Below are 12,301 nucleotides of genomic sequence, written 5' to 3'. Positions count from 1 at the left end.
AATAAATATATGTTATTTATATGCTTTTATTTTTTTTTTGTTGCGTTGCAATGCTAATGATTTATCTTTTAATGTTTTGAAGCTGTTGTCGGCTTTTTCTTGCAATGTACTAATTTGTTTTTTAAGTCTTTTAAGTGGTTCAATCACACTTAATAATTCGTTTTCAGTGTGTTTGGTAAGGAAGTCTTTTAATAAGTCCCCAAAGAGGTCTTGCTGTTGTCGAAATGTTTCGTACTCTTCCTGAACTATCAATAGATTAAGTTTTTTTTCAAATTCAAATAGTACTTCAAGTTTAGCGTTGATGTTAGTCATTAAAGATCCAATTTAAGCGTTTTTTAGCGATTATTTATTTAACGAATAGTATTAACGGTTATATTGCTGACGAATATCTTGTGGAATGCCATCCCAACCGGATTTTATTTCAGAGATTAAAGCACCGACTTCGGTTAACGGTTCTGTTGTGTTTTTTAAGTTCGCCTGGTTAACTTGGCGTACCATATAACCGTACAAGTCATATAGGCTAGCGGATAGATCCCCACCCTTTTCCATATCTAAACTATTTTGTAATTCACCAATTAAACCAATCACCTTTCTAAGCATTTTATTTTTATTTTCAAAATCTTTACGACCAATTGCCCCTTTTGCTCCTGCTAGGTTACCCAATATATGCTGCATTATCAGCGAAATAAGGGTATGAGGATCTGCTTGTTCGATGTTGTTCATATTGGAGTTTTGATATTGTTGGACTGAGCGACGCATATTGATTCCTTGCTGAAAATATTTAATCTTTCGTAAGCAGTGTACTTTTAGTTTCTATAACTGCACTGCTATTTATATTGTTTATTTAAAATGCTGTGTTGATTATCAGCGTATTTTGTCATTTAAGCTAGTTTGTACACTCGTATAGTCAACCTATCACTACGTCAATCTACAACTAGGTTGTACTAAAGCAACGTACAATAAATATAAGCAAAATATATACCATTTTGTTTTTTTTAGCAGTTTTACTTATTTTGATTATTGCAGCCGTATAAATGTTGTTATTTATACTACCTCTAAAGGTTTATTGTGTCATTTTACAGTCATCGTCATCTTTTTGACTGTTTTTCAATGCAAATAGTAAAAATTGTTCTATCATAACCTTCACATCTTGGTTTCTTTGAATGAGTACTGATTATGCTACAACGCCCACCCATTTATTTAGTCGATACAACTGCTCAACAAGTAGAGGTATTACAAACTGTTTTACATTTTGTTGGTGAAGCTTATCAAACGGTTGCTCTTGAAAACTTAGCGCAACAGGTAGAGAAAACAGCTCCTTTGTGCGTTATTTATGGTAATCAACATGAGCAATTAGATGCCCTACTAAACAGCTTTGCTAAGACTCCTTTTATTAGTCTCTCTGGGCAAGTGGCGAGTGTGGATAGTAATCATATCGGTGTGCTTAATTTACCTATCATATATTCAGAATTAACGCAGTTATTACATTATTGCCAAACGTTTTTGAATCCAAATCATAAATTGAGTAAAGCCAATAAATATTTAATCACTTCTTTAGTGGGTAAAGGCTTACGTATTCAAGAAATTCGTTATTTAGTAGAACAAGTGGCTGAAAGTAATGCGAATGTGCTGATTCTAGGCGAGTCAGGGACGGGAAAGGAGGTGGTTGCGCGTGCTATCCATGAGGTGTCTGGCCGAAATAGGGGGCCTTTTGTCCCGGTGAACTGTGGTGCAATCCCGGCTGAATTATTAGAAAGCGAATTATTTGGGCATGAGAAAGGTGCCTTTACTGGTGCTTTTTCTGCGCGTAAGGGACGTTTTGAGTTGGCTGAAGGCGGTACGCTATTTTTAGATGAAATTGGCGATATGCCAATGCCGATGCAAGTTAAATTATTACGTGTGTTACAGGAGAGAACCTTTGAAAGAGTCGGAGGTAATAAATCTTTGCAGGCGGATGTGCGTATTATTGCGGCAACACACCGTAACTTAGAAGAGATGATTATTGCTGGCTCATTTCGAGAAGATCTGTTTTATCGTTTAAATGTATTTCCAATTGAAAAGCCGGCGCTTCGAGATCGCCAAGAAGATATTCCGCTGCTTTTACAAGAGTTGCTGTCAAGGTTAGAAACTGAACATAAAGCCACATTACGTTTTACTCAACGTGCTTTAGATTCATTAATGAAACATGCTTGGCCAGGTAATGTTCGTGAGTTATCTAACTTGTTAGAACGTTTATTAATATTACACAGCAATAAAATCATTGATGTCACTGAATTACCGGTTAAATATCGTTACTTAGATGAACAAGGTGAGGCAGTTGAACACATTCACTATAACCCAGAAGAAGAAGCGCTGATGGAACGTGAAGCGTTATCGGGTATGTTTGGTGATGCGCCTATTTTGTCCGATGAAAGTGAAATGCACGATGAATCACTTGGCTTTTTGGGGCATTTACCAGCAGAAGGCATGAATTTAAAGGATAAGCTGGTGGAATTTGAAATTGAGATGATCCGTCAAGCTATTGACTCTCAGGATGGTGTGGTGTCACATGCTGCTGAGTTATTATCGATGCGCCGAACCACCTTAGTAGAAAAAATGAAAAAATACGGGTTAAATAAAGAAGGCTAAGCTAGCCATTAAACTAATCATTAAACTAATCATTAAAAGGTAACATCAAAAAGTAATATCAAAAGGTAAGCCGAGTATTTAGCGATACTTTTGCATCAGAAACCGTGCTTTTAATAGTGCGGTTTTTTGTTTTTAGGACTGTCATTTTTATGGCTATTTGCTTTTATCTTACTGTAAAGTAATTGATTTATTTGGTTGGCATAATAACTGCTTAGTAGTGATATCTATCTTTATTTTTAGGTGTTGCTATGACAACTTCACAATCAACAAATAATACGCCATTACAAACTGAACGTTATGTCGGTGAGTTACAGCAGTTACGTGCTCAAGCGAACTACATGGAGCAGTTGTATAAAGAATTACCTTCTGGGTTGATTGTTATTAATGGTAACGGGATTGTGGAACAAGCAAACCGTGTCGCAGTGCAGTTGTTAGGTGAACCTTTAGAGAATATGCTTTGGGGTGATGTGATCAAACGCTCTTTTAGTCCTAAAAATGATGATGGCCATGAAATATCATTAAAGAATGGTCGCCGTATTCAGTTATCTATCTCTTCTTTACAAGGCCAGCCTGGGCAGTTAATTCTACTCACAGATCTTACCCATACTCGCCAACTACAAGAGCATGTTGCCACATTAAAGCGTTTATCCTCATTGGGTAAAATGGTGGCGTCATTAGCGCATCAAATCCGCACTCCATTATCGGCGGCTATGTTATACGGTGCCAACCTTGCGAATAAAACATTAAATGAAAGCTCTCGTGCTCGCTTTCAAGGCAAGTTAATGAACCGGCTGCAAGATTTAGAAACGCAAGTGAACGATATGTTGTTGTTTGCCCGTAGTGGTGAGCAGAAGATTGTAGAGGAAGTCTCCGTTGCAACATTATTAGAAGAAGTGCAAGAAGCCAGTGATGCCATGTTATTAAGTGTTAATGGCCATTTGCAGTGTCGCTTACCCAATCCTGATTTATTTATTCTGGCCAATAAAAGTGCATTAACCAGTGCCATGACCAACCTTATTTCCAATGCCATTGAAGCTACCGGTGAAGGGGCGCAATTATATATTAGTGCTGTGCAACGAGGCCCTTCGCATTTAGAAATCTCAGTGATGGATAATGGGCCAGGTATTGAAAAACAACGTTTAGCACAAGTAATGGAAGCTTTTTATACCACTAAATCTCAAGGTACAGGTCTTGGCCTTGCGGTAGTGCAAAGTGTTGCTCAGGCACATAGTGGCACGGTGGAAGTTAAGTCGGAAGTCGGCAAGGGGAGCTGTTTTACTTTAGTGTTGCCCTTGCATCGTATTGCTGAGTTTAGAGAAGACAACAATACACTGAGTAATGTACAGAGCAATGCACTGAGCAAGGTAATAGGAGCTTAATTATGTCGCATAATCAATCACAGGGTAGGTTATTAGTCGTAGAAGATGATGCTGGATTACGTGAAGCGTTAATTGATACTTTGTTATTAGCAGGTTATGACTGTCAAGAAGTCGACAGTGGCGAAGCGGCGTTGGTTGAACTTAATAAAGCGGCACTTGGAAAATCACGTTACGACTTGGTAATCAGTGATATTCAAATGGGCGGAATGAGTGGTTTAACCTTATTGCAAAATATTAAAAGCCTTCACCCTGAAATACCAGTTTTATTGATGACAGCCTACGCAACGATTGATGATGCGGTTAAAGCTATTCGCGATGGTGCCATTGATTATTTAGCAAAACCCTTTTCACCTGAGGTGTTATTGAATCAAGTAAGTCGCTATGCGCCTGTTCATAAAGTGCCTTCGTGTACGCCTATTTTTGGCGACCCTAATACTGCGGCTTTGTTTAAAATGGCTGAAAAAGTGGCGGCTTCCGATGCGTCGGTGATGATCACTGGTCCAAGTGGTTCAGGTAAAGAAGTGTTATCGCGTTATTTACATGATAAATCATCGCGTAAAGATCAAGCTTTTGTGGCGATTAACTGTGCGGCTATTCCAGATACCATGCTTGAATCGACCTTATTTGGTTATGAGAAAGGGGCCTTTACTGGCGCTGTTCAAGCCTGTCCTGGTAAGTTTGAACAAGCACAAAATGGCACTATTTTATTAGACGAAATTAGCGAAATGCCCTTGGAGTTACAAGTTAAGCTGCTCCGTGTTTTACAAGAAAGAGAAGTGGAACGTTTAGGCTCTCGTAAAACTATTAAATTAAATATTCGTGTATTAGCCACCAGTAATCGTGATATTAAACAAGCTGTAGAAGCAGGGACTTTCCGTGAAGATCTGTATTACCGTTTGAATGTTTTTCCATTACAGTGGTTACCGTTAAAACAGCGTAAAGGCGATATCATCCCACTTGCTGAGCATTTATTAGCGCGTCATGCTAAAGATCAGTCTTCTGCGATCCCTTCATTATCGGAAGCGGCTAAGCAATGTTTATTTGCTTATTCATGGCCAGGCAATGTGCGTGAATTAGACAATGTAATGCAACGCGCCTTGATTTTAGGTAATGATGATGTGATTGACTGTGATGCGCTAATTTTAGAAGATCAACAGTTTGAGCATATGCAACAACCGCTTATTTCTAAGGCCACAGTGCAAGATCAATCACCAGCAATAGAGGCTGGCGATGTTGATTCTCGCTCTGAGGGGCAGTTGTATAGTAATAATCGTATTAATAGTGGCTTTGATAATGATCTACACAAAAATCTTGTTAGTGACTTTGGTAATGCAACTATAAGTAGCACTCCAGCAACGATAGCTGAATCCGATGGAGCATCTGTAACTGAAGAACCTGAAGCTTTGGGGCAAGGTCTCAAACAACAAGAGCAAAAAATTATATTAGAAGCGTTACAAACCTGTCGCGGTAAACGTAAAGATGTAGCAGAGTTGCTTGGTATTAGCCCTCGTACATTGCGTTATAAAATTGCCCGTATGAAAGAGCAAGGCATTGCTTTACCTGCGTAAAAAAAAACGATTTTTGACAGAATATGACACCTTTTACGCATTATTTGTGCAATTACACTTGTAAATAAGAATTGTTATCATTAGAATGCCGTTCTATTGATCATCACGCTTATTTATGGGAAACAATATGTCTATTAAAAAAAGTTTAACAGTTTTGTTAGCAGGTACATCGGCACTTGCGAGTTCAATGTCTTTTGCTGCTGAAGAAGTGAACGTATATTCGTATCGCCAACCGTTTTTAATTGAGCCGATGATGAAAGAATTCACCGCTGAAACGGGCGTTAAAGTGAATATTCTATTTGCTAAAAAAGGCTTGATTGAGCGTATTAAGCGTGAAGGTAAATTATCTACAGCAGATCTTATGTTAACGTCTGATTTTAGCCGCCTAACTATGTTTACGGAAGAAGGTCTAGCACAACCCGTTGATAGCGATATTCTAAATAAAAATATTCCGAGTCAATTTCATGGCGCTGAAAAACAGTGGTATGCATTAACTAGCCGTGCGCGTAATATTTATTCTTCAGTAGAACGTGTAGGTCCTGCTCCTACCATTACTTACCAAGATTTAGCGACACCTGCTTTTAAAGGCAAAGTATGTATGCGCTCTGGTAAACATCCTTACAATGTTTCTTTGTTAGCGTCTATTATTGCTCATGAAGGCGAAGCAAAGGCAAAAACTTGGTTAGAAGGTTTAAAAGCAAACTTAGCACGTAAACCACAGGGTAATGACCGTGCACAAGTTAAAGCAGTTAAAGAAGGTTTATGTGATTACGCTTTAACCAACAGTTACTACTTAGGTAAAATGTTAAACGATCCAAAGCAAGTTGCTTGGGCTGAATCGGTTCATATTAATTTCCCTAATCAAGCAACAACGGGTACACATGTTAACGTGAGTGGTATTGCACTTACTAAATATGCGCCTAATAAAAACAATGCAATTAAATTGATGGAATTCCTATCGGGTGATGTTGCACAACAGATGTATGCTGAAATCAATTACGAATATCCTGTAAAAGAAGATGTACAACCTTCTAAATTGGTTGCATCATGGGGCAAGTTTAAAGCAGACGATATCAAACTATCTGATATTGCTGCACAACATCAAGCCGCCATTAAGTTACTGGATGAAGTGAAATTTGATCTCTAAGTCGTTCAACCTGTACAAGTTACTGCCTTGGGTAGTAACTTGTATTTTGTTATCCCCTGTTCTTGCTATATTTTTAAGCGCTTTCTCTGTCGACGAAAGTGGTAGTTTTCAACACCTTATTGATACCGTTTTATCCACGTATATTAGTAACTCTCTCTTAGTTATTGTGTATGTTGTTTTATTAAGTATTCTGTTTGCTTTGCCCTGCGCTTGGTTTGTAGCCTGTTGCGAGTTTCCTACTCGTGAGAAGTTACAGTGGATGCTGATGTTACCCCTCGCTATGCCGCCCTATATTATCGCGATTGTTTATACCGATTTATTAGACTTTGCTGGCCCCGTACAGTTAACGATACGGGCTTTGTTTGATTGGCAACCGAGTGATTATTATTTCCCTGAAGTGCGCACCTTATTTGGTGCTTCTATTATTTTAGCCTTATCGCTTTTCCCTTATTTATATCTGTTATTACGTGGCGCTTTTTTAACTCAGTCTGCAGGGTTATTTCAGGCGGCAAGAACCTTAGGTGTACCACCTTTACGTGCTTTTTGGCGAGTCAGTATCCCTTTATCTCGTTCTGCTATGGCTGTAGGTGTTTCATTAATCGCCATGGAAACATTAGGTGATTTTGCAACGGTCAACTATTTTGCTGTGCATACGTTAACTACGGCTATCTATGATACTTGGTTAGAATTAGGTAGTTTGACGACCGCTGCCAAAATATCGTCTTTAATGTTGTTAGCGATTGTGATTTTAATATCGTTAGAAAGTTATAGTCGTCGTAAACAACAAGTTTATCAACGTAATGGCAGTGGTAATACCGAGCTGCGTTTTGTATTAACGGGGTGGCAAAAGTGGGGCGTATTAGCGTTCACTTGGTCGTTATTAGCCTTCTCTTTATTTATACCGATTGCGACGCTTTTATATTATGCAGTTAACTATTTTAATGCTTCGTTAAACAATGACTTAATGCAATACACCTTAAATAGTCTGTGGTTAGCCTTTTTAGTCGCTATATTAGCTATCTTGGTTGCGCTATTAGTTAATTTTTATCAACGTTTAAGCCCTGGATTAGGTGCTAAATCTAGCATTCGTTTATCTTCACTTGGTTATGCTGTACCGGGTACTGTGGTTGCGATTGGTGTGCTGATCCCGCTTACTAGTATCGATTTATGGTTAAATGATGTGTTGTTAGGCTTAGACCTTAAGCCTGTTGGCTTGCTGTTATCTGGCTCATTAGTTATTTTGGTATTAGGTTATTTAGTACGTTTTAGTGCTATTGCCGTGGGCAGTATCGATAGTAACTTAGTGCAGGTTTCACCTTCGTTAGATCTCGCGTCTAGAACGCTAGGTAATGGCCCTGTTAAAACACTTTGGCGAGTTAATATTCCGTTAATTAGAAAAGGTATGCTCACGGCATTTATTTTAGTTTTTATTGAATCTATGAAAGAATTACCTGCCGCGCTATTATTGCGACCTTTTAATTTTGAAACATTAGCCACTTACGTTTATCAATTTGTATCCGATGAGATGATAGAGCTAGCTGCATTGCCTGCGCTAATGATTATTGGATTAGGGTTAGTTCCTTTTATTGTGGTAAATCGTTTGTTGGAGAAAAAAACTTAATGAGTGCGTTAAATATCCAAAACTTAAGCTGTTCTTATCAAAAAACAGCGGTATTAGAAAACTTGGATCTGAACTTACATGATAATGAAATTGTGTGCTTATTAGGTGAAAGTGGCTGCGGTAAAACAACCTTATTAAGAGCGGTTGCCGGTTTGCAAACAGAATTAACCGGACAAATTAGTATTCGTCAAAAAGTATTAAATGATCCACAAACCTATATTCCACCCGAGTTGAGAAAAATTGGTCTTATTTTTCAAGATTATGCGCTTTTCCCACATTTAAATGTTTTTGATAATGTCGCTTTTTCACTAACCAAAATGACTAAGCAAGAAAAACAACAACGTGTGCAGGAAGTATTGGCACTAGTGCAATTAAGCGACCTTAGTGCGCGTTTCCCGCATCAATTATCTGGCGGACAACAACAGCGTATTGCTATTGCACGTGCTTTAGCTTATCAGCCAGATTTAATGCTGCTAGATGAACCTTTTTCTAATTTAGACCAACATGTGCGTTTTCAATTGATCCATGAGATCCGTCAATTATTTAAACAACGTCAAATGAGTGCTTTGTTTGTGACTCACTCTAAAGAAGAAGGTTTTGCTTTTGCTGACCGTATTGCATTGATGCAAGCGGGGAAAATTGTACAAATCGATACAGCTCAAAAATTGTATCGTAAACCTAACTCGCCCTATGTTGCTAATTTTATGGGGCAAGCTAACTATATTGATGTACAAGTGGTAGACAAATATAGTTACCAGAGTTGTTTTGGTTTATTAGGCAGTAATAGCGTGATTGAACAAACGATTGGTAAACAGCTACGCTTATTATTGCGCCCTGAACATATTGAGATAACCCCAGACCTAAAAGGTGAAGCGTTGGTCAAACAGGTCGATTTTCAAGGTGCATTACAACAAATTAGTGTGCAGTTTGCTGGGCAAGAGTTCACCGTGAGATACAGTAATAGTAGCAGTGAATGTTTAGCGTTTAGTGTTGGAGATAGGGTTTCTTTGACTATATCGAATCATGAATTTGTAACCTTTGAGAACTGTTAGTCTCCTCTGATGTGAAACTCTGAAACTCTGAAACTCTGAAACTCTGAAGTGCTAAGTTAGTGAATGACTAGGTTGCAGGTTTAGATTAGTGAATTAGTTTAGATTACTAAGTTAATCAATAGTTAGCATCATAAAAAAGCCAGCGCTGTAATGCATCGCTGGCTTTTTGTTTTTAAAGCGAACACTTTTTAAGTGCACTTTTTTTAGTGTGGCATAGGTTGTGAAAACTAAAGCTGCAGGAGTGCTAAGTACTTGGACTTAGTTCATACATTAAACTCGCTTTTAAGCTTTCCTCTTGCTCTTTTGTCAGTGAATCCCCATCAGCAGTGGAGACAATAAACAAATCTTCTGCGCGTTCGCCTATGGTGGAGATTTTAGCGGTATCAAGCATTAAACCATGGTCTACAAATACGGTTCCTATATTAGCCAGAATACCAGGCGCATCGAATGCTACCACTTCAATCTGAGTACGTTTCCGACGTGTTGGTAGAAACGTTATTTTAGGCTCGAATTTAAAGGGACGCTTAACTCGCTCCAGTCTAATGATGTTGGAGTTAACTACGTCTGGTTTTAATAAAGTATCTGTGATCGCTTCTCGTAGACGTTGAATTTTATCGTCATCAATATGTTCACCATCTTCCTCTAATACGGTGAAGGTACTAAGTGAATAATTATCTCGGCTAGAGAGAATTTTTGCATCGTGTACACTTAGTTTCTTATTATCTATTTCAGTCACAACGGAAGAAAATAGCAGTGGCATATCTTTATGATAAACAAATATTTCACTGCCTCCGCGTGCATTATTGGTACTGATCAAGACCAAAGGTTTAGTATGGTCTTGGTGATGCAATAAGTTTTGCGTGTGCCAGCAAATCTGTGCTGAGGTATAACGGAAAAAGTAATTGAGCCTAAAACGTTTCCATAGTGGCTTCACTTTTTCTTCACTAATCCCTAGTTCAGCTAAAATACCCAATGCTTTTAATTGACGATCTCGAATACGATCGCGAATATCCGGTGGATTCTCTAAACCACGACGTAACATGGTCAAGGTTTTGTAATAGAGGTCACGTAATAAAGTACCTTTCCAGCTATTCCATGTTTCCTCATTGGTTGCGCAAATATCAGCCACGGTTAAACAATACAATAAGTTAAGGTACTTTTCATCGCGTACGGTTTTGGCGAAGGTAATAATAACATTAGGATCGCTGATATCACGACGTTGAGCGGTGACAGACATGGTTAAATGTTGTTCTACTAACCAAGCAACTACTTTTCCTTCATGGCGAGTAAGCCCATGCAATTCACAAAACGCTAAGGCATCCACTGCGCCTAATGTAGAGTGATCACCTTGTTGGCCCTTCGCAATATCATGGAAAATAGTGGCTAAGAATAACAGCTCTGGTTTCTCTAACTTTTTATATATTTCGTGGGCAAGTGGATGCTCGGCTTTGCTTTTTGGGTAGTTATAGATGAATTTAGCAAGCTTATGCGTATGTGCGTCCACCGTGTAAGCATGAAACAGATCAAACTGCATTTGTCCGACGATACGGCTCCATTGAGGAATGTAAGCGGCTAACACACCATATTCATACATTAAGGTAAAAGGGATACCCATGCCGCGAGGATGCCTAATAATTTGCATAAATACAGCGCGACATTCTGGAATATTTTGCAACCAATGGGTCAAGCAGCGTCTTGCCTCACGCAGTTCGCGTAGCGTGCTTGAATAAATACCTTTAATACGTGAGTCATCGGCAATATGCACAAACAGTTGTAATATCGCTTCAGGGTTATCCTGAAAGTAACCAGAGGTGGTTAGCTCGATTTTATTACCACGGATTCGAAAATTGTCATCAATATCATGAAATTCGGTGGTCGTTACATTACCTAAAATCGCTTCATCAAAATATTGCAATAACATTTCATTAAGCTCTTTTACACGGCGAATGGTTTGATAGAACATCTTCATCATCTGTTCTACGGCTTCATTGCGCTGACCTGTGTAGCCTAATAGCTTTGCTACTTCACTTTGGAAATCAAATAGTAAGCGGTTATCTGGGCGATTTGTGACAGTATGTAATGCAAAGCGTATGGTCCAAAGCTGCGACTGACAATCACTAACTTCGTGGTATTCACCCTGTGTGATATAACCGTAAGTGGTTAATTCTAATAGACTATGGGCATCAAAGTGACGTTTCGAAACCCAGGCAATAGTCTGAATATCTCGTAAACCACCACAACCATTTTTAATATCTGGCTCTAGGTTATATCCATCACCTCGGCAGTTTTTATGGCGTCCAAACTGTTCTTCTTTTTTAACTGTAAAAAATTCATCCGATGGCCAAAAGTCATCTTTACTAATCAGCTCTTGTAGTTTTTCAAAGGTACTTTCATTGCCTTTAATCAAGCGAGATTCAATCATGCTGGTGGCAACAGTAATATCCGCTTTACCCTGTTCTAAACAATCTTTTAAGGTGCGAACGCTATTACCTACATCCAGCTTTAAATCCCAGAGTAGGGTGATTAATTGGCCTATTTTTTCTTCAGATTGTTTACTAAAACCATGGTCTGACAGTATTAGCAAGTCGATATCAGATTTGGGGTGTAGTTCACCACGGCCATACCCACCTACAGCTAAAAGACTTAAATCATAGCTCTCATCTAACCCGACTAAATCCCATAAACGACTTAAAAGCTCATCAATATAACGTGCACGTAACGACACAATTTTATTAATATTTTTTTTCGCTTTGAATTGTTCAAGTTGCCAGTCAGAAAATTGTTGCAGATGTTTTTTGATGAAAGGAATAGTTAGATCTTGTGGTTGAATTTGTAGCGGGGAATACTGTTCAAAGTCCATTTAATGCCTCGATTTTGTGCCTCAACATGATGCTTCGATATTAACG

The 12,301-nt window shown here is 38.6% G+C and carries 9 protein-coding genes; 6 read left to right on the top strand and 3 right to left on the bottom strand.

Features of this window, described 5'->3' with window-relative positions:
* Nucleotides 1-12: 12 nt before the first annotated feature.
* Together H5084_RS02100 and fliS are read right to left on the bottom strand one after the other, a co-directional pair.
* Nucleotides 13-312 carry a hypothetical protein gene (locus tag H5084_RS02100; protein WP_182689382.1) on the bottom strand — a complete coding sequence of 100 codons (300 nt, stop codon included), beginning with the start codon at nt 310-312 and terminating at the stop codon, nt 13-15.
* A gap of 51 nt (nt 313-363) precedes the next feature.
* Nucleotides 364-759, bottom strand: coding sequence for a flagellar export chaperone FliS (fliS, locus tag H5084_RS02095; protein ID WP_182689381.1), 396 nt, complete (start codon nt 757-759; stop codon nt 364-366).
* Between the two features lie 417 nt (nt 760-1,176).
* Between fliS and H5084_RS02090 the strand changes: the two genes are divergently transcribed.
* The 6 genes from H5084_RS02090 to H5084_RS02065 all read left to right on the top strand — a co-directional run bounded on the left by H5084_RS02090 (nt 1,177) and on the right by H5084_RS02065 (nt 9,395).
* Entirely contained in the window at nt 1,177-2,628 is a 1,452-nt protein-coding gene (locus H5084_RS02090; protein ID WP_182689380.1) for a sigma-54 dependent transcriptional regulator, read from the top strand.
* A gap of 248 nt (nt 2,629-2,876) precedes the next feature.
* Nucleotides 2,877-4,007, top strand: coding sequence for a PAS domain-containing sensor histidine kinase (locus tag H5084_RS02085; RefSeq protein ID WP_182689379.1), 1,131 nt, complete (start codon nt 2,877-2,879; stop codon nt 4,005-4,007).
* 2 nt (nt 4,008-4,009) lie between these two features.
* The gene (locus H5084_RS02080) at nt 4,010-5,575 is read left to right on the top strand and encodes a sigma-54 dependent transcriptional regulator (RefSeq protein ID WP_182689378.1); all 1,566 of its coding nucleotides are present in this window, start codon (nt 4,010-4,012) and stop codon (nt 5,573-5,575) included.
* A gap of 133 nt (nt 5,576-5,708) precedes the next feature.
* On the top strand, nt 5,709-6,722 hold the full coding sequence (locus H5084_RS02075; RefSeq protein ID WP_028867451.1) for an extracellular solute-binding protein: 1,014 nt from the start codon (nt 5,709-5,711) through the stop codon (nt 6,720-6,722).
* The gene (locus tag H5084_RS02070) at nt 6,712-8,343 is read left to right on the top strand and encodes an iron ABC transporter permease (protein ID WP_182689377.1); all 1,632 of its coding nucleotides are present in this window, start codon (nt 6,712-6,714) and stop codon (nt 8,341-8,343) included. Before H5084_RS02075 ends, H5084_RS02070 begins: the two co-directional genes overlap by 11 nt.
* Nucleotides 8,343-9,395, top strand: a complete 1,053-nt coding sequence (locus tag H5084_RS02065) for an ABC transporter ATP-binding protein (protein WP_182689376.1) — start codon at nt 8,343-8,345, stop codon at nt 9,393-9,395. Before H5084_RS02070 ends, H5084_RS02065 begins: the two co-directional genes overlap by 1 nt.
* A 244-nt stretch (nt 9,396-9,639) precedes the next feature.
* Here H5084_RS02065 and glnD read toward each other — a convergent pair whose 3' ends face one another.
* Nucleotides 9,640-12,255, bottom strand: coding sequence for a [protein-PII] uridylyltransferase (gene glnD / locus H5084_RS02060; protein WP_028867454.1), 2,616 nt, complete (start codon nt 12,253-12,255; stop codon nt 9,640-9,642).
* Nucleotides 12,256-12,301: the final 46 nt, after the last annotated feature.

Source organism: Psychromonas sp. SR45-3 (assembly GCF_014163575.1).
Classification (GTDB): domain Bacteria; phylum Pseudomonadota; class Gammaproteobacteria; order Enterobacterales; family Psychromonadaceae; genus Psychromonas; species Psychromonas arctica.
This window is presented reverse-complemented; position numbering and strand designations above follow the sequence as displayed.

Excerpts from the sequence above, each read along its gene's own strand:
- H5084_RS02085 (WP_182689379.1), top strand. The coding sequence starts at position 2,877 with ATGACAACTTCACAATCAACAAATAATACGCCATTACAAACTGAACGT.
- H5084_RS02090 (WP_182689380.1), top strand. The coding sequence starts at position 1,177 with ATGCTACAACGCCCACCCATTTATTTAGTCGATACAACTGCTCAACAA.
- H5084_RS02080 (WP_182689378.1), top strand. The coding sequence starts at position 4,010 with ATGTCGCATAATCAATCACAGGGTAGGTTATTAGTCGTAGAAGATGAT.
- H5084_RS02100 (WP_182689382.1), bottom strand. The coding sequence starts at position 312 with ATGACTAACATCAACGCTAAACTTGAAGTACTATTTGAATTTGAAAAA.
- glnD (WP_028867454.1), bottom strand. The coding sequence starts at position 12,255 with ATGGACTTTGAACAGTATTCCCCGCTACAAATTCAACCACAAGATCTA.
- fliS (WP_182689381.1), bottom strand. The coding sequence starts at position 759 with ATGCGTCGCTCAGTCCAACAATATCAAAACTCCAATATGAACAACATC.
- H5084_RS02065 (WP_182689376.1), top strand. The coding sequence starts at position 8,343 with ATGAGTGCGTTAAATATCCAAAACTTAAGCTGTTCTTATCAAAAAACA.